Here is an 18,086-nt window from a genome sequence, read left to right on the forward strand (position 1 = left end):
TTATCCTTTTCTTTGTCTCGCATCAGCCGCACGCTTTAACGCTTGACCAATAAAATTTATACACAGCATCAACACTAAAATCATGATTGATGCGGGTAACCAAATCCACCACTTTTCTTGTAATACATCTGGGTTAGTTGCGTAACTTACAAGTGTACCAAGACTTGGTGTGCTCTCTGGTAGACCGAAGCCTAAGTAAGTTAAACTAGATTCAATTCCGATGTTACCAGCAAGATTTAATGTGATATTTACGATAATAATAGAACTTAAATTAGGTAATATTTGCTGGAAGATTATTTTCCAATTTGGTGTTCCTAATGTTTTTGATGCAGATACGTAATCAAGTTCTTTCTCAGTCAATACTTTAGAGCGTATAAGCCTTGCTTTTCCGACCCATAAGAAAGCGGTCATTATGAGAATAAATGTCGTAATATTGAAAGTTGGAACGAGTGAGATAAACACGATAACAATCATTAAGAATGGTAAAATCATCATAAAGTCGATAAAACGCATAATGATGTTATCGACAACTCCTCCAAAATAGCCAGCAATTAGTCCCGTCGTAAGACCGATAAGGGTTGCTAAAAGAGTGATGGCTAAACCAACTGTAAAGGAGTTACGTGTACCAATAATTAATTGTCCGAAAATATCACGGCCTCCATAATCAGTTCCTAACCAATGTTCAGCAGAAGGAGGGTCATAAATAGCGAACAAATCGACTCGGACGATATCTTCTTGCTTCATAATAAATGAAGTTGCGTAAACGGCTATTAATATTAAAGCTAAAAAGAATAGAGAAAACATTGCTAGTTTATCTTTACGAAATTCTCGCCACATAATGGAGAAACCAGAGGGGCTCTTTTCGTAATGAATGACTTCAGTTTGTTTTTCAGGATTTGCTAACATAACGTTTCTTCACCTCCATTAATCAATACGAATACGTGGATCAACGATGCTTAGAATAATATCGGAAAGAAGAGTCCCGAGTAGCGTTGCGAATCCAGTAAATAATACAAGAGCAGTTACGACACTGAAATCACGTTGAGTGATAGATTGGAAAAATAGTTGTCCAATTCCTGGATAGCCGAAAATATTTTCTAGAATAATAGAGCCTCCAACTAAACCTGTAATTTCATATCCTAAAAATGCTGCAATTGGTAAAAATGAATTTCTTAAAATATGTCTGGAATATACTTTAGATTCTGGTACACCTTTTGCTTTTACTGTGCGTACAAAATCTTTATGTTTCGTATCGATAATTTCACTTCGTAAATATTGTACAGTTCCTACAGTCCCAATTAATGCCCCAGATAAAGCTGGTAAAATCATATGATTGAATTTACTTAAATAGTAATCAAATGATCCTGTTGCAACTTGTGGATCAACGCTACCACTCGTAGGGAAAATTGGATATAAAAAGCCGAATAAGAATAACATTACTAACCCGAAAATAAATAGTGGTGTACCGAATCCTAAAAAGTTATAGAGCGTAATGAGTCGATCAGCCCACGTATCATTCCAACGTCCACTTATAACTCCAAGTGGAATAGCAATTAAGTAAGTAAGAATAAGAATAAGAAGAGCTAACAGTATGGTATTGCCAAGACGTTCCCCGATAATATCTGTTACTTTTATTTTATGTGCGTAAGAAATACCGAAATCCCCTTGTACAGCATTTGAAATCCACCTTACATATTGAGTGGGAATAGGATCGTTTAAACCTAGTTTTTCACGTTGTTCTTCGAGCACTTTTGGATCGGCTTTTGGGTTTGCTAGTTCAGCGCCACTTAATGCATCACCTGGCATTGCCTTAGCCAGTGTAAAGACGAGTACGCTTAATATGAATAATTGCGGTACCATAACTAAAACCCGGCGTAATATAAATTTCCACATATTTTATCACTCCCTTAAGGTAATGCCACCCGGTGTGTTGGCGAGATTGGTTTTAAATCGTAAGCACGACCATTTTTATTGAAATAACTTTCGTATGATTTCTCATACTCAACGCTTACCTCACGACGCAATTTACGTTGTTGCTCGCGGTTTTCTGGACGAATATCAGGAATAGCTGATATTAGGCGCTTCGTATAGATGTGCTGTGGATTATTATAAATTTCAGCACTAGTTGCTTCTTCCACAATGCGTCCGCGATACATAACCCCGATACGGTCACACATATGGCGAACTACACCTAAATCATGACTAATAAATAGGTATGTTAGTCCGAGTTCAGATTGTAAATCTTGCAAGAAGTTTAAAACTTGAGCTTGTACCGACACGTCAAGCGCGGATACAGGTTCATCTGCGATAATAAGCTTCGGTTTTAGTGTAAGTGCGCGTGCAATACCAATCCGCTGTCTTTGTCCACCGGAAAATTCATGTGGGTATTTATACATAGACTCAGGATTTAATCCAACTTTATCAAGATAATCTTGAACAGCTCTACGCTCTTCATCAGGTGAGAGTTTCTCAAAATTTCGAAGTGGTTCAGCGATAATATCCATAACACGTTTCTTCGGGTTTAAGGATGAATAAGGATCTTGAAAAATCATCTGAATATCTTTTCGTTGTTCTCTTAGTTCTGAGCGACTTAATTTTGTTAAATCTCTATTATTAAAATGAATGCTACCGCCTGTCGCTTTTGTTAAGTGCATAATTGCTTTTCCAGTTGTTGATTTGCCGCTCCCAGATTCCCCAACGATTCCGTATGTTTCGCCAGGTTGTAGTTCGAAGCTTACGCCATCAACAGCACGAACGTAATCTAATGTACGGCCGAAAACACCACCTTTAATTGGAAAGTGTACTTTTAAATCTTCTACTTTAAGCAGTGCCATGAGTTACGTCATCTCCTTTCTTATGTTGGAAATTGAAATGTTTGTAGCAAGTGCAACGTACCCAATGGTCTTGTTTTACTTCATGTAAAACGGGATTTTCTTCATGTTGATCAGGTCTAATCCATGGAATCCGTGCTTGGAATCGACAACCTGTGCGAGGTAACTTAGCTAATGTCGGTACAACGCCTTGAATAACATGTAATTTTTCTTTTTCAGCAGATGCAGACGGGATTGAATTTAATAAGGAACGAGTATATGGATGAAGAGGGTTATTAAAAATCTCTTCGACTGTTCCTGTTTCTACAACTTGTCCTGCATACATAACGACGATACGATCAGCGGTTTCGGCCACGACGCTTAAATCGTGTGTAATTAAGATGATGCCCATTTTCGTTTGTTCTTGAATGGAACGTAATAAATCTAAAATTTGCGCTTGAATGGTTACGTCAAGTGCAGTTGTTGGCTCATCTGCAATAATGAGCCCTGGCTTACAAGCAATTGCAATTGCGATAACAATTCTTTGTCTCATTCCGCCAGATAATTCGTGTGGGTATTGTTTATATGTAAGTTCTGGTTTTGGAATACCAACTTGATGAAGTAGTTCTAAGGTGCGTTCTTTCTTTTCAACTTTTGAAAGGCTTGTGTGGTAGTCTAAGTTTTCTTCGATTTGTTTTCCAACTGTCATAAGAGGATCGAGTGCTGTAAGAGGTTCTTGGAAAATCATTCCGATATTTGAACCGCGTACTTTATTTATTTCGGCGGTTGACATGCTTAGTAAGTCCTTATCTCTATAGTAAAGCTGCCCTTGTAATTTTGTATTTGCTTCATTATGCAGTCGCATAATGGAAAGGGCAAGTGCACTTTTTCCGCATCCTGACTCACCAACGATAGCAACAATTTCATTTTCATGAACAGTTAAGGATACATTATCAACTGCTGCATGATACTGATCTTGTATACGAAAGGAAGTTTGCAAGTTTTCAATACGAAGAAGTGAATTCTTCATGGCTATCCCTCCATCTTTTCTGAAAAGACTAAATATTTTGTATGTTGTTATTTTAATATAAATTGACAATGTTTGACAAGGATAAGTTGAAAAAATATTCAAAAATCTTTTTATATAAAAGTGGAATGCAGTTGTATTAGGTGTTGAAGTAATTTGGAAGCGCTAACATATATATAAGAGGAAAATAAATCTTTTGTAAGAAAAAAGATTTATATGTAGAAAAAAGAGAGGCATTCTGGAAAGAATGGTCTCTCTTTTTTTGATAAGTATAATATTTGTACTTAAGCTTGCTTTTGTTTTGTTGACCCTGTATTTAAAGTAAGGGCAAGGAAGAACATTGCAAGTATGCAAGATGCAAGTAATAAGATGAACCCGCCATCCCATCCGAATGCATCTACGATAAAGCCCATAGCGGCACTAGCGAAAGCAGCTCCGCCTAAGTAACCGAAGAATCCAGTTAAGCCTGCTGCAGTTCCAGCAGCTTTCTTTGGTGCTAAGTCTAGAGCGTGTAGACCAATTAACATAACCGGTCCGTAAATTAAAAATCCAATTGCGACAAGTGCGATACTATCAACCATTGGATTACCAGGAGGGTTTAACCAGTAAACAAGAACTGCGATAAATACACCAACCATAAATAAAATACCAGCAGGTGCACGACGTCCTTTAAATAGTTTATCACTCATCCATCCGCAAAGAAGTGTACCTGGAATACCAGCCCATTCATATAGAGCGTAAGCAGTACGTGAGCTACTATGAGTAAAGCTTTTTTCTTCTACTAAATAAGTAGGAGCCCAGTCTACAACGCCGTAACGTACGAAATATACGAAAACGTTCGCAATAGCGATGTACCATAAAAACTTATTGTTTAGTACGTATTTAAATAAAATTTCTTTTGCCGAAAGTTCGCGTTCGCGATCTTTTATTTTCTCATCTGGTGGATATTCTCCAGTATGCTCTTCAATAGAAGGTAGTCCACAAGATTGAGGCGTATCTTTCATTGTAATTAATACATAAATACCAACTAAAATTGAAAGAATACCTGGGAAGTAAAAAATACTTTTCCAGTCATCTGCGAAGAAGTATAAGCCTAATGTTACAAGAGAAGGCATAAGCGCGCCGCCGACATTATGAGCGACGTTCCAAATAGACATTTTTGTACCACGTTCACTAATAGAGAACCAGTGAACCATCGTACGACCACATGGAGGCCACCCCATACCTTGTACCCATCCATTTAAAAACTGAAGTACAAACATAAGTATGATGCTCGTTGTAATGAAAGAAAATGAACCGAAAATAATATTAATGATACCTGATAAAAATAGCCCAGCTGCTAAAAAGTAGCGAGGATTACAACGGTCAGATACGATCCCCATCAGGAATTTACTTAATCCGTAAGCTATGGATACTGCTGAAAGGATAACCCCAAGTTCTCCTTTACTAAAGCCTTGTTCGATTAAGTATGGCATTGCTAGTGAAAAGTTTTTTCGAACAAAGTAGTAACCTGCATAACCGATGAAGATACCTAAGAATACTTGTAAACGTAATTTACGGTATTCGCTATCAACGCGATCAGCTGGTAAGCGTTCCGCGTGGGGCGCAGGTTTAAATAATTGTGTAAAAAACATAAAATGAAAATCCTCCCCTAATTAATTCGAAGCGTTTTAAGACAGAGAATATAAAAAGGCCATGAAATATAAAAAAGTTTCCTTTTTTATGATTCATAGCCGTGAACTCCGATTCTCCGTGACTGTCAATATTAACTTCGTCGAAAATTATACAACTTTGTGACAAAAATGTAAACGTTTTTATAGATAAAAGGTATTGACGGATTTTGTTCGTGGGATTAATATTTAAATACGTTAAATATTTTATTGTTTAAATAAGAGGTGGATAACATGCCAAATGATATGACGCATATCGATAAAATTCAAGCTCTTGCCTTTTCGATTGGAAAGAAAATGCAGACGGAGTTATTAGAACAAATGCAAGCAACAGGACTTACACCACCGCAGTTTTATATTTTAAAGATTTTAGATCATTATGGGGCTTCAAGAGCGACAACATTAGCAAAAAAGATGTATGTGAAGCCTAGCGCGATTACAGTGATGATTGATCGTCTAATCGATCAAGAACTTGTAGAACGTTATCACGACAAAGATGACCGTCGTGTTGTCATCATTGAGTTAACGGAAAAGGGGAAAACTAGGGTAGAAGAGGCAATGACTGCTCGTAACGAGCATATTGCAAAATACTTTTCACATTTAGAGTTGCAAGAAAGAGAAGATTTATTACGTCTCTTTGAGAAGTTAGAAACAATTATTTGCGGGACACAAGAGAAAAAAGAGAATAACTAAGAGGAATTGAGGAGATTACATGGAGCAACAAGACAATATAAATAGAAAGTTGTTGTTAATCGGTTTAGTAATCGCGATGCTATTTGCTGCGTTAGACGGAACAATTGTAGGTACAGCAATGCCGCGTATCGTCGGTGAACTAGGCGGTTTAAGCTTAATGACATGGTTAACAACAGCTTATATGTTAACATCAACGACAGTTGTACCAATTGCAGGTAAATTAGCGGATTTACTTGGTCGTCGTAACGTATATATAACAGGGCTAGTTATTTTCATGATTGGCTCAGCGTTATGTGGTATGGCAAATGGTATGACAGAATTAATTATTTTCCGTGGTATTCAAGGTCTTGGTGGCGGTATTATGATGCCAATGGCTATGATTATTATTGGAGATATGTTCACGGGAAAAGAACGTGCGAAATGGCAAGGTATTTTTGGTGCGTTATACGGTCTTGCTTCTGTAATTGGACCGCAAGTTGGTGGTTGGATTGTAGATGCAGTGAACTGGAGATGGGTATTCTACATTAACTTACCGGTTGGTATTTTAGCAACAATCTTTATTGCAATGGGATTAAAATCACATAAACAAACAGGACCAATTAAAATTGATATCGCTGGAATCTTTACGATGATTCTAGGTGTTGTAAGTTTATTGCTTGCGCTAACGTTTGGTGGAAAAGATTATGCATGGGATTCTTGGCAAATTATCGGTTTATTCGCACTAGCTGTAATTGGTATCGTTAGCTTTGTTATTGTTGAAACGAAAGCTGAAGAGCCGATTTTACCAATGCATTTCTTTAAAAATCGCACATTTACAATACTGAATGCGATTGGATTCTTTATGAGTATTGGAATGTTCGGCGCGATTATGTTCGTACCATTCTTCATGCAAGGTATTGTAGGAGTAAGTGCTGCTGAATCAGGAACAATTATGACTCCAATGATGATTACAATGATTGTAATGAGTATTATCGGTGGGCAACTTGTATTAAAAGTTGGTGTAAAACCACAAATTATCGCAGGTATGCTTATTATGGCCGGTGGTTTCTGGTTATTAACAACGATGGATATGCACACAACGAAGCTTACAGCTACTTCTTATATGATGGTTATCGGTTTAGGAATGGGTCTTGTAATGCCGACATTAACATTAGCGTTACAAGAAAGCTTCCCGAAAAAAGACCTTGGTGTCGTAACGTCATCAAGTCAGTTCTTCCGTCAAATTGGTGGAACATTTGGTATTACAATTTTAGGATCAATTATGAATAACACTTCAGGTACAACGTTAACAAATAAATTAGTACCTGTATTAGATACATTCCCGAAAGAAGCGGGACAAATGGTAACGAAATTTAAAGATATGATTCACACAGATCCACAAGGTTTATATTCGATGCTATTTAGCCCAGAGGCATTAAAACAAATGCCAGAAGCGTTTGCTAACAGCATTGTACCTATTTTGAAAAACTCTTTAGTAGACTCGCTTCATACTGTATTCTTAACAGGATTAGTATTTATCGTAGTAGGTGCCATCTTTACGATTTTCTTACAAAAAATTAAACTATCAGATCGTAAAAAAGATGCTGAAGAGCCTGCTGTAGAAGAAAAAGAAAAAACTGTATCATACTCGTAATGAAGAAGCATCGCCTTATGGCGGTGCTTTTTTGAGTATAACCTTAAAAGCTTTTTAGTGAGAAATGATTGACGTATTTTTAGAAATACGTTATATTATTTTCTGTAAACGGTTACATGAAATGAGGAGAAAAGAGAATGAGTACGATTAAAGACGTTGCGAAATTAGCGGGAGTATCTGTTGCGACCGTTTCCAGAGTTCTAAATAAAAATGGATATGTTCACGAAGATACATTAAAAAAGGTAGAGCGTGCAATTGAGATGTTAGATTATAAGCCTAGTACAGTAGCGCGTTCACTGTATAATAAAAAGTCTCGTTTAATTGGCTTAGTTGTTCCAAATATCGTGAATCCGTTCTTTCCAGAAGTTGCACGTGCCGTAGAAGATGTAGCACATAAACAAGATTACACAGTTGTTCTTTGTAACTCTGATGAAAGTTTAGAAAAAGAGAAACAATACATTGATGTACTTAGACAAAATAATGTAGATGGATTTATTGTAGCAACGAATCCACAAAATAGTGTTAATTACATGAATTTATCTGTTCCGGTTGTTGCGATTGACCGTATGTTTAATGAGCGTATTCCTACTGTATATGCAGATAACTATGCAGGAAGTCAGGCTGCGACAAAGTTGTTACTAGATAAAGGATGTAAACATATTGCACATATTCGCGGTCCACGTGATGTGAGTACTGCAAATGAACGTTTTGAAGGTTTTGTAGACGTTATTACGCAAAATAATCTTTCGTATATGATTGCGGAGAGTACGTTTGATCCAGCAAATAGTGAGCGTGTAGCGATGGAATTATTAGAAGGATACCCGCATATTGATGGTATTGTTGCTGGGAATGATTTAATTGCGATTGGTATTGTAAAGGCTGCACTTCAAAAGGGGATTGCCATTCCAGATGATTTACAAATTATCGGATTTGATGGAATTTCTTTAACAGAAATGATGTATCCATCTATTACAACAGTTGCACAACCGATATATGAGATGGGAAAAATTGCAACAGAGTTGTTGTTAGAGCAAATGGAAGGAAATGCATTAGAAGAGAAACACTATCGTCTACCGATTAAAATTATTGAACGAAATACAACGAAGTAAGGAGATGAAACAGATGCCAAATATTGCAGTAGTAGGTAGCATTTCAATGGACTTAGTGGCTGTTTCAAAAAAACGGCCGAAAGCAGGAGAAACAGTAATTGGTGAAGCGTTTCATACAATCCCTGGAGGGAAAGGGGCGAACCAAGCGGTTGCTGCAGCTAGATTAGGAGCAAATGTAGCAATGGTTGGAGCGGTAGGAAATGATGATTACGGAACGGTAGTTAGAAAAAATTTAGAGAACGAACGTATTTTTATCGACTATGTGGTACCGGTTACAGATGGAACGACAGGAATTGCTCATATCGTTTTAGCAGAAGAAGATAACAGTATTGTTGTCGTACAAGGAGCAAATGCTCTTGTAAATAAGTCAGTTGTAGATCGCTCAAAAGACCTTCTTATAAAAGCAGATATGGTTGTTCTGCAACTAGAAATTCCACTTGAAACAGTAAAATATGTATTGGCTATTTGTGAGGAGCATAATATTCCAGTTATGTTAAATCCAGCGCCAGCACAAGTGTTATCAGAAGATATTTTAGAAAAGGCAACTTATATTACGCCAAATGAACATGAGTGCCGCATCGTATTAGATGATTTTACATCACCAATTGAAGATTTATTGGCGAAGTATCCAAATAAATTATTGATGACAGAAGGTTCTAACGGTGTTCGTTTCCATAATGGCACGGAGATTGTACATGTTCCTAGCATTGCTGTTGATGTAGTGGATACAACTGGAGCTGGTGATACATTTAATGGTGCGTTAGCAGTTGCACTTTCTGAAGGAGAGACACTTCAAAAAGCAATTCGTTTTGCGAATATTGCCGGTGGTCTTTCTGTGACGAAACTTGGAGCACAGGGCGGTATGCCAACGAGAGATCGAGTACGTGAAGTGCAGGTGATTGTTGGATGAAAAAGCATGGTGTATTAAATAGTGAAATTGCGGCAGTCCTTGCTTCACTTGGGCATACAGATACAATTGTAATTGCTGATTGCGGGTTACCGATTCCTGACGGGGTAAAACGAATTGATTTAGCTGTTGAGATTGGAAAACCGAGTTTTTTAGAGGTGTTACAAGTTGTAGCTGATGATATGGCAATTGAAAAAGTGACGTTAGCAGAAGAAGTCATTATAAATAATGCGGAAGTGAATAAAGAGATTGAGCTGAAATTAATAGAGCCAGCATTTGAGTATGTTTCTCATGAACAATTTAAAGAGCATACAAAGAAAGCAAAGGCAATTATTCGTACAGGCGAGGCTACGCCTTATGCAAATGTAATTTTACATGCAGGCGTGATTTTTTAATAAAGGGAAGTGATGAGAATGCATATTGAAATGAAAAACATTTCAAAAGCGTTCAATGGCAATCCTGTTTTGAAGAATGCACAGTTTATGATTGAAACAGGAGAAGTCCATGCATTGATGGGGGAAAATGGAGCGGGTAAATCAACGCTCATGAAGATTTTAACAGGTGTATACAAAAGAGATGGTGGAACAATCACGATTGATGGGCAAGAACGTACGTTTAAAAATGCGAAAGAAGCTGAAGAGTACGGCATCGCATTTATACATCAAGAACTAAACATATTGCCGAATTTAACAGTAGCTGAAAATATGTTTCTCGGTAAAGAGTTAATGTATGGGAAAACAGGTATTTTACGCACTCGACAAATGAACGCGATTGCGCAGCAGCAACTAGCAGAGCTAGGATTGCATGTAAGAGGTGCTATGTTAGCAGAGGAACTATCGGTTGGACAACAGCAAATTATCGAAATTGCGAAAGCGTTAATGACAAACGCGAGCGTTATTATTATGGATGAACCTACTGCGGCACTGACGGATCGTGAAATCGAAACGCTCTTTACAGTAATCAATAAGTTACGTAAAGAAGGTGTTTCATTCGTGTACATTTCGCATCGTATGGAAGAGATTTTCTCAATATGTGATGCCATTACGATTTTGCGTGATGGAGAATACGTCGGAAAGAGATTAATTCCAGAAACATCATTTGATGAAGTAGTGAGTATGATGGTGGGGCGCAGCATTGGTGAACGTTACCCAGAGCGAAATAGTCAAATTGGTGATGTCATTTTTGAAATGCGTAACGGAACGAAGAAAGGGAAATTTGAAAATGTTTCGTTTCAAGTGAGGAAAGGTGAAATCCTTGGTGTAGCTGGTTTGATGGGGGCTGGTCGCACTGATATTATGAAAGCGATATTTGGTTATGAACCTTTAGATTCTGGACAAATTTTTATAAATGGACAAGAAGTAAAGATTGATAGTCCGATAGATGCAATTAGACAAAGAATTGCTTTCATTACAGAAGATAGAAAGTCTGAAGGATTAGTGTTAGATTTTTCAATTCGAGAAAATTTAGCTTTACCGAATTTAGAAAGTCTTTCAAAGGGAAGTGTTCTAAGCAACGAGCTAGAACAGCAGTTTACAGAAGATATGATGAAGCTTCTTAATGTGAAAGCATCTAGCGGGGAGCAGGCAGTGAAATCTCTTTCTGGTGGAAATCAGCAAAAGATTGTAATCGCAAAATGGCTAGGCATTCATCCGCAATTACTCATTTTAGATGAGCCAACAAGAGGTGTAGATGTTGGAGCGAAAAAAGAAATTTACTCTATCATGAATAAGCTTACAGAGCAAGGCGATGCCGTTATTATGGTATCATCTGAGCTTCCGGAAGTTTTAGGGATGAGTGATCGAGTTCTTGTTATTCATGAAGGAAAAGTCGGCGGCATTTTAGGGAAAGATGAGGCATCACAAGAGTCTATTATGGCACTAGCTACAGGGGGAGAGTAAGGATGGCTAAGAAGGGGAATGTATTACAACAACTCGGTTCTTTAATCGGTTTAGTATTAATTATCGTCGTAATTACAGTTTTAAATCCAGCGTTCATTGAAATTCCAAATTTATTTAATATACTGCGTCAAGTATCGATTAATGCGCTTATTGCATTCGGAATGACCTTCGTAATTTTAACAGGGGGTATTGACTTATCGGTAGGTTCTATTTTAGCATTATCAAGTGCACTTGTTGCTGGAATGATGGCAAGTGGCATGGATCCGTTCCTTGCAATGGCAGTTGGACTATTAGCAGGTCTTGTAATGGGAATTGTAAACGGTATCATCATTGCGAAAGGAAAAGTAGCTCCATTTATTGCAACTTTAGCAACAATGACTATTTTTCGTGGGTTGACGCTTGTTTATATGGACGGACGTCCGATCACTGGTCTTGGTGATCATTTAATGTTCCAAATGTTTGGCCGCGGTTATTTTCTTGGTATTCCGGTACCAGCTGTTACAATGATGATCGCTTTCGCAGTACTGTACTTCATTTTGAAGAAAACGACATTTGGCCGTCGTACATTTGCAATTGGTGGAAATGAAGAAGCAGCAGCACTATCAGGTATTAATGTTACGAGAATTAAAGTAATGATTTACGGTCTTTCCGGAATTTTGGCAGCGCTTGCAGGTATTGTCTTAACATCACGACTAGATTCTGCACAGCCGACTGCAGGTACTTCTTACGAATTAGATGCAATTGCAGCAGTTGTATTAGGTGGAACAAGTCTTTCTGGGGGAAGAGGATGGATTGTTGGTACATTCATCGGTGTACTAATTATCGGTGTACTAAATAACGGTTTAAATTTATTAGGTGTATCTTCTTTCTTCCAACAAGTTGTAAAAGGACTTGTAATCTTACTAGCTGTATTAATTGATCGTCGAAAAGAAGCTTAATGGAGGGACAGTTCATGAAGAAATGGTTACTTATACTCGTTGCATGTATTATGGTCATTACTGCTGGTTGTTCAATGGAACCACCAGAATGGGCAAAGGATTCTAGCGATAAAGGTCGAAATAAAACTATTAAAGTTGGATTCTCTGTTTCAACTTTAAATAATCCCTTCTTTGTAACTTTGAAAAAGGGTGCAGAAAAGAAAGCGAAAGATAGCGGCATCGAATTGATTGCTGTTGATGCGCAAAATGATGCAGCGAAGCAAACGAACGATGTTGAAGATTTAATTCAAAAGGGTGTCGATGTAGTTGTTATTAATCCGACCGATTCAGATGCTGTTGCTTCAGCGGTAAGTGCGGCAAATGCAGCAAATGTTCCTGTTATTACAGTAGACCGCGTTGCGAATTCAGGTAAGGTTGTTTCTCACATTGCATCTAATAATATCGAAGGTGGTCAAATGGCTAGTGATTACATTCGTGAATTAGTCGGCGAAGGAGCAAACGTTGCTGAGTTAGAAGGAATCCCTGGATCGTCTGCTGCTCGTGAACGTGGGAAAGGATTCCATAACGTAGCTGATAAGTCTTTAAAAGTAGTTGCCAAACAAGCGGCTGATTTTGATAGAGCGAAAGGATTATCTGTTATGGAAAACATTTTGCAAGCAAATGGTGATATTAAAGCCGTGTTTGCGCATAACGACGAGATGGCATTAGGTGCACTTGAAGCATTGAAGTCTGCTGGAAAAACAGATGTAGTAGTTGTTGGATTTGATGCAACAGAAGATGCTGTGAAAGCGGTTAATGATGGGCGTATGGCTGCAACAGTCGCTCAAAAACCGGAATTAATCGGAGAGAAGGCGATGCAAACAGCAAAAGAGATAACACAAGGTAAAAAAGTGGACAAATCTATTCCGATTGAATTAGAGCTTATTAAGAAAAATAAATAAATATAAAATGAAAATTAGGAAGGAAGAATAACAAATGAAATTTTTTATTGATACAGCAAACATTAACGAAATTAAAGAGGCAAATGCATTAGGCGTAGTAGCTGGAGTAACGACAAACCCATCACTTGTAGCAAAAGAAGGCGTAGATTTCCATGAGCGTATTCGTGAAATTTGCAGCTTTATAGAAGGACCTGTAAGTGCAGAAGTAATTAGCTTAGAAGCTGATAAAATGATTGAAGAAGGAAAAGAATTAGCGAAGATTGCTCCAAACGTTGTTGTAAAAGTTCCAATGACAACAGAAGGTTTAAAAGCAGTAAAAGCATTCTCAGATTTAGGAATTCGTACAAACGTTACATTAGTATTCTCAGCAGTTCAAGCATTACTTGCAGCTCGCGCTGGTGCAACATATGTTTCACCATTCTTAGGTCGTTTAGATGATATCGGTCATAACGGTATGGATTTAATTCGTCAAATCGCAGAAATCTTTGCAATTCATGGCATCGAAACAGAAATCATTGCAGCATCTGTACGTCACAGCGTTCACGTAACTGATGCAGCATTAAACGGTGCACATATTGCAACAATCCCAGCAAACGTAATTGCTTCATTAGTGAAGCACCCATTAACAGATCAAGGAATTGAGAAATTCTTAGCTGATTGGGAAAAAACACAAGAGAGATAATAGAAAATCAAGAATCCTAGTTTAATTGACTAGGATTCTTTTTTATTTAAAAGAATTTTCATGCAATTTTGCATATTGTCTTTTAAATTTGTTATATAAGATATTTAATATATATCACATAACTCTTTATTTTTCATATTTCGATATAAAGTGAAACGTTAATCAGTGGGGGCTTTGTTCATCAGCACACTGATTATTAGTTGAACCAAGGGATAAACAGATAGAGGGTCTGACCAGAAAACTGGAGGGCATGATTCTATAACAGAAAGTTTAATGTTTATAGAATTATGTCTTTTTATATAGGGAGGGTAGTAAACAGAGATTTCGACAAAAATGCACCGATTTATCTGAATTTTAAGTTTTATAAAAGGAGAGAAATAGAATGAGAAGAAAAGCGCCATTTAAAGTGTTATCGTCATTAGCAATTGCGGCAATTATCGGATGCACATCTGTAATGAGTGCGCCGTTAGCATATGCAGAAACGCCAGCAAAAGAGAAAGAGAATGTGTCTACAACGCCAATTGATTACAATTTAATTCAAGAAGATCGTTTAGCGGAAGCTTTGAAAGAAAGAGGAACAATTAATCCAGCATCTTCTAAAGAAGAGACGAAAAAGGCTGTCGAGCAATATATTGAAAAGAAACAAGGAGATCAGGCGAACAAAGAAATTCTTCCAGATGCTCACTTACAAGAAACGTCTGATTTCACAAAAAAAGTAAAAGAGAAAAAGATGGAAGAAAAGGAAAATGTAAAAAAGACTGAAAAAAATATTAATCTTGAGCAAAAGCCAGAACCAAATAAAAAGCAATTAAATGGGCAAGTTCCAACTTCAAAAGCAAAGCAAGCTCCATATAAAGGATCTGTTCGATCGGATAAAGTATTAGTGCTACTCGTTGAATTTAGTGATTATAAACATAATAATATTGATCAAACACCAGGTTATATGTATTCGAAAGACTTTAGTAGAGAACATTATCAAAAGATGTTGTTCGGTAAGGAGCCGTATACATTATTTGATGGTTCAAAAGTAAAAACGTTTAAACAATACTATGAAGAGCAGTCTGGTGGTAGTTATACGACAGACGGATATGTAACGGAGTGGCTAACAGTTCCAGGAAAAGCATCTGATTATGGAGCTGATGGTAGCAGTGGTCACGATAATAAAGGTCCGAAAGGTGCACGTGATTTAGTGAAAGAAGCTTTGCATGCAGCTGCTGAGAAAGGACTAGATTTATCTCAGTTTGATCAGTTTGATAGATATGATACAAACGGGGATGGGAATCAAAACGAACCTGACGGTGTAATTGATCATTTAATGGTAATCCATGCTGGTGTTGGTCAAGAAGCAGGTGGTGGTAAATTAGGTGATGATGCGATCTGGTCACATCGTTCAAAATTAGCAGTAGATCCAGTAGCGATTGAAGGTACAAAATCAAAGGTAGGTTACTTTGGTGGTAAAGTAGCAGCACATGATTACACAATTGAACCAGAAGATGGAGCTGTAGGTGTGTTTGCACATGAATTTGGACATGATCTTGGATTACCAGATGAATATGACACGAAATATACTGGAAATGGTTCACCAGTCGAAGCTTGGTCATTAATGAGTGGAGGTAGTTGGACAGGGAAAATCGCAGGAACAGAACCGACTAGTTTTTCACCACAAAATAAAGACTTCTTACAAAAGAATATGGGTGGCAACTGGGCAAAAATATTAGAAGTAGATTACGATAAAATTAAGAGTGGTGTGGGAGTTCCTACCTATATTGATCAAAGTGTTACGAAATCAAATCGTCCAGGCGTTGTACGTGTTAACTTACCAGGTAAAAGTGTTGAAACGATTAAACCGGAGTTTGGAAAGCGTGCATATTATAGTACAAGAGGCGATGATATGCATACAACGTTAGAGACACCATTCTTTGATTTAACAAAAGGAACAAATGCAAAATTCGATTATAAAGCAAATTATGAGTTAGAAGCAGAGTGCGATTTCGTCGAAGTACATGCAGTAACAGAAGATGGAACGAAAACATTAATTGATAGACTTGGAGAAAAAGTAGTCCAAGGAGATAAAGATACAACAGATGGGAAATGGATTGATAAATCATATGATTTAAGTCAATTTAAAGGAAAAAAAGTGAAACTACAATTAGACTATATTACAGATCCGGCTGTAACATATAAAGGTTTTGCGATGGACAATGTAAATGTAACTGTTGATGGACAAGTTGTATTTTCTGATGATGCAGAAGGACAGTCTAAAATGAATTTAAATGGTTTTGTTGTTTCTGATGGGACAGAGAAGAAAGCTCATTATTACTACTTAGAGTGGAGAAACTATGCGGGATCAGATAATGGTTTAAAAGCAGGAAAAGGTCCAGTGTATAATACAGGTCTTGTCGTTTGGTATGCAGATGATAGTTTCAAAGATAACTGGGTTGGGGTGCATCCAGGTGAAGGATTCCTTGGTGTTGTAGATTCTCATCCAGAAGCGCTAGTTGGTAATTTAAACGGAAAACCAGCATACGGTAATACGGGCATGCAAATTGCAGATGCTGCATTTTCATTTGATAAAACACCAGCATGGAGTGTAAATTCATTAACACGTGGTCAGTTTAACTATTCTGGATTACAAGGTGTTACAACTTTTGATGATTCAAAAGTATATAGTAACAAGCAAATTGCAGATGCAGGAAGGAAAGTTCCAAACCTTGGACTTAAATTCCAAGTTGTTGGACAGGCAGAAGATAAATCGGCAGGCGCTGTTTGGATTAAACGTTAATAACATAAAAGCACATTCTTCATATGAAGAGTGTGCTTTTTAATTTGTACAGTAAGTTATTATTTTAGTTTATGTAATACAAGTGTTTATTCATGTGTAGTGTATCAAATTATGTGGGGAAAGGAAATATTTCCGAGGAAATTGTCGAAGTATCGTTGGTATTGATACACTTTTTTTGTAAAAGAAGAAATGTAGTATTGTCTTTACAGTTTAATTTATTTACATTGTTACTTGGCTATACACAAAAGTAATATATTCGGCAATAAAAGAGCGCTATTGGATGAAGTGACCCCTAAAAGTTAGACACGGTTATTTCATTAGGCAGCTTGATAAAAGTGAGTCCGGTATTGTACTGGGCTCATTTTTAATTTTGCCTTAATCCGTTTCGTATTATAATAATCTATATATTTTTCTAATTCTATTTTAAAGTGCTCTACATTTTCAAATTCTTTTATGTAGAGGAACTCCGACTTCATAATCCCAAAGAAATTTTCTATTACTGCGTTGTCGTAACAGTTGCCTTTTCGAGACATACTCTGGACGATAGCTCTTGATTCAAGTGTCCGGACGTACTGTCTCATTTGATAATGCCATCCTTGATCCGAATGCATCAGTAGCTGGTGGGTTTCAGGTAAACGTTCCAATGCTTTCTCTAACATGCCTGAAACAAGCGAATACGTCGGTCTAGAACCAATTGTATAGGTAATAATTTCACCATTATACAAATCTAATACAGGTGATACATACAGTTTTTCTCCAAACAATTTAAACTCTGTGATGTCTGTTACCCACTTTTGATTCGGTGCATCTGTATGAAAATTACGCTCTAAAATATTAGGTGCAATTCTACCGACTTTTCCTTTATAGGATTTATATTTCTTCATACGCACAACACACTTTAACCCAAGCTCTTTCATAATGCGCTGAACCTTCTTGTGGTTCACTTTCTGGCCACGATTCGTTAATTCATCACGAATGCGACGGTAACCATAACGA

16 protein-coding genes are annotated in these 18,086 nt (G+C 37.2%); 10 read left to right on the plus strand and 6 right to left on the minus strand.

Features of this window, described 5'->3' with window-relative positions:
- The 5 genes from ACO6VI_RS15030 to glpT form a co-directional block, all read right to left on the minus strand.
- The gene (locus ACO6VI_RS15030) at positions 1 to 906 is read right to left on the minus strand and encodes an ABC transporter permease (RefSeq protein ID WP_000880730.1); all 906 of its coding nucleotides are present in this window, start codon (positions 904 to 906) and stop codon (positions 1 to 3) included.
- Between the two features lie 18 nt (positions 907 to 924).
- Entirely contained in the window at positions 925 to 1,893 is a 969-nt protein-coding gene (gene opp4B / locus ACO6VI_RS15035; RefSeq protein ID WP_161520039.1) for an oligopeptide ABC transporter permease, read from the minus strand.
- A gap of 14 nt (positions 1,894 to 1,907) precedes the next feature.
- On the minus strand, positions 1,908 to 2,834 hold the full coding sequence (locus tag ACO6VI_RS15040; RefSeq protein ID WP_161520040.1) for an ABC transporter ATP-binding protein: 927 nt from the start codon (positions 2,832 to 2,834) through the stop codon (positions 1,908 to 1,910).
- Positions 2,821 to 3,840, minus strand: a complete 1,020-nt coding sequence (locus ACO6VI_RS15045) for an ABC transporter ATP-binding protein (protein WP_000798236.1) — start codon at positions 3,838 to 3,840, stop codon at positions 2,821 to 2,823. Before ACO6VI_RS15045 ends, ACO6VI_RS15040 begins: the two co-directional genes overlap by 14 nt.
- A 281-nt stretch (positions 3,841 to 4,121) precedes the next feature.
- Positions 4,122 to 5,471: a glycerol-3-phosphate transporter gene (gene glpT / locus ACO6VI_RS15050; RefSeq protein WP_000466382.1), complete on the minus strand. Its 1,350-nt coding sequence runs from the start codon at positions 5,469 to 5,471 to the stop codon at positions 4,122 to 4,124.
- A 270-nt stretch (positions 5,472 to 5,741) separates the two neighbouring features.
- Here glpT and ACO6VI_RS15055 point away from each other — a divergent pair, with 270 nt between their 5' ends.
- The 10 genes from ACO6VI_RS15055 to inhA2 all read left to right on the plus strand — a co-directional run bounded on the left by ACO6VI_RS15055 (position 5,742) and on the right by inhA2 (position 17,090).
- Positions 5,742 to 6,200 carry a MarR family winged helix-turn-helix transcriptional regulator gene (locus tag ACO6VI_RS15055; protein WP_078994583.1) on the plus strand — a complete coding sequence of 153 codons (459 nt, stop codon included), beginning with the start codon at positions 5,742 to 5,744 and terminating at the stop codon, positions 6,198 to 6,200.
- 19 nt (positions 6,201 to 6,219) lie between these two features.
- Positions 6,220 to 7,833 carry an MDR family MFS transporter gene (locus tag ACO6VI_RS15060; protein ID WP_078994582.1) on the plus strand — a complete coding sequence of 538 codons (1,614 nt, stop codon included), beginning with the start codon at positions 6,220 to 6,222 and terminating at the stop codon, positions 7,831 to 7,833.
- A gap of 137 nt (positions 7,834 to 7,970) precedes the next feature.
- Positions 7,971 to 8,942: a ribose operon transcriptional repressor RbsR gene (gene rbsR, locus ACO6VI_RS15065; protein WP_161520041.1), complete on the plus strand. Its 972-nt coding sequence runs from the start codon at positions 7,971 to 7,973 to the stop codon at positions 8,940 to 8,942.
- Between the two features lie 13 nt (positions 8,943 to 8,955).
- On the plus strand, positions 8,956 to 9,852 hold the full coding sequence (rbsK, locus tag ACO6VI_RS15070) for a ribokinase (RefSeq protein WP_065482196.1): 897 nt from the start codon (positions 8,956 to 8,958) through the stop codon (positions 9,850 to 9,852).
- Positions 9,849 to 10,244: a D-ribose pyranase gene (rbsD, locus tag ACO6VI_RS15075; RefSeq protein ID WP_078994581.1), complete on the plus strand. Its 396-nt coding sequence runs from the start codon at positions 9,849 to 9,851 to the stop codon at positions 10,242 to 10,244. Before rbsK ends, rbsD begins: the two co-directional genes overlap by 4 nt.
- 18 nt (positions 10,245 to 10,262) lie before the next feature.
- A complete protein-coding gene (gene rbsA, locus ACO6VI_RS15080; RefSeq protein ID WP_097961739.1) occupies positions 10,263 to 11,747 on the plus strand; it encodes a ribose ABC transporter ATP-binding protein RbsA in 1,485 nt (494 codons plus the stop codon).
- A 2-nt stretch (positions 11,748 to 11,749) separates the two neighbouring features.
- Positions 11,750 to 12,685 (plus strand): ABC transporter permease subunit, encoded by a 936-nt coding sequence (locus tag ACO6VI_RS15085; RefSeq protein WP_001074649.1) that lies wholly within the window; start codon positions 11,750 to 11,752, stop codon positions 12,683 to 12,685.
- A gap of 14 nt (positions 12,686 to 12,699) precedes the next feature.
- Positions 12,700 to 13,626 carry a ribose ABC transporter substrate-binding protein RbsB gene (rbsB, locus tag ACO6VI_RS15090; RefSeq protein WP_000758975.1) on the plus strand — a complete coding sequence of 309 codons (927 nt, stop codon included), beginning with the start codon at positions 12,700 to 12,702 and terminating at the stop codon, positions 13,624 to 13,626.
- Positions 13,627 to 13,660: 34 nt separating this feature from the next.
- Complete coding sequence (fsa, locus tag ACO6VI_RS15095; protein ID WP_098033694.1) at positions 13,661 to 14,308, plus strand: fructose-6-phosphate aldolase; 648 nt, start codon at positions 13,661 to 13,663, stop codon at positions 14,306 to 14,308.
- A gap of 382 nt (positions 14,309 to 14,690) precedes the next feature.
- On the plus strand, positions 14,691 to 17,090 hold the full coding sequence (gene inhA2, locus ACO6VI_RS15100; protein WP_098818408.1) for a M6 family metalloprotease immune inhibitor InhA2: 2,400 nt from the start codon (positions 14,691 to 14,693) through the stop codon (positions 17,088 to 17,090).
- A 317-nt stretch (positions 17,091 to 17,407) separates the two neighbouring features.
- Here inhA2 and ACO6VI_RS15105 read toward each other — a convergent pair.
- On the minus strand, positions 17,408 to 18,086 hold a 679-nt coding region (locus ACO6VI_RS15105), incomplete at its 5' end, for an IS3 family transposase (protein ID WP_422423579.1).

The organism is Bacillus sp. PSXD-155 (genome assembly GCF_049310765.1).
Taxonomy (GTDB): Bacteria; Bacillota; Bacilli; order Bacillales; family Bacillaceae_G; genus Bacillus_A; species Bacillus_A cereus.

Coding starts and splice junctions, on each gene's coding strand:
- inhA2 (WP_098818408.1), top strand. CDS start 14,691: ATGAGAAGAAAAGCGCCATTTAAAGTGTTATCGTCATTAGCAATTGCG.
- rbsB (WP_000758975.1), top strand. CDS start 12,700: ATGAAGAAATGGTTACTTATACTCGTTGCATGTATTATGGTCATTACT.
- ACO6VI_RS15045 (WP_000798236.1), bottom strand. CDS start 3,840: ATGAAGAATTCACTTCTTCGTATTGAAAACTTGCAAACTTCCTTTCGT.
- fsa (WP_098033694.1), top strand. CDS start 13,661: ATGAAATTTTTTATTGATACAGCAAACATTAACGAAATTAAAGAGGCA.
- rbsR (WP_161520041.1), top strand. CDS start 7,971: ATGAGTACGATTAAAGACGTTGCGAAATTAGCGGGAGTATCTGTTGCG.
- rbsD (WP_078994581.1), top strand. CDS start 9,849: ATGAAAAAGCATGGTGTATTAAATAGTGAAATTGCGGCAGTCCTTGCT.
- ACO6VI_RS15060 (WP_078994582.1), top strand. CDS start 6,220: ATGGAGCAACAAGACAATATAAATAGAAAGTTGTTGTTAATCGGTTTA.
- ACO6VI_RS15030 (WP_000880730.1), bottom strand. CDS start 906: ATGTTAGCAAATCCTGAAAAACAAACTGAAGTCATTCATTACGAAAAG.
- ACO6VI_RS15040 (WP_161520040.1), bottom strand. CDS start 2,834: ATGGCACTGCTTAAAGTAGAAGATTTAAAAGTACACTTTCCAATTAAA.
- glpT (WP_000466382.1), bottom strand. CDS start 5,471: ATGTTTTTTACACAATTATTTAAACCTGCGCCCCACGCGGAACGCTTA.
- rbsA (WP_097961739.1), top strand. CDS start 10,263: ATGCATATTGAAATGAAAAACATTTCAAAAGCGTTCAATGGCAATCCT.
- opp4B (WP_161520039.1), bottom strand. CDS start 1,893: ATGTGGAAATTTATATTACGCCGGGTTTTAGTTATGGTACCGCAATTA.
- ACO6VI_RS15085 (WP_001074649.1), top strand. CDS start 11,750: ATGGCTAAGAAGGGGAATGTATTACAACAACTCGGTTCTTTAATCGGT.
- ACO6VI_RS15055 (WP_078994583.1), top strand. CDS start 5,742: ATGCCAAATGATATGACGCATATCGATAAAATTCAAGCTCTTGCCTTT.
- rbsK (WP_065482196.1), top strand. CDS start 8,956: ATGCCAAATATTGCAGTAGTAGGTAGCATTTCAATGGACTTAGTGGCT.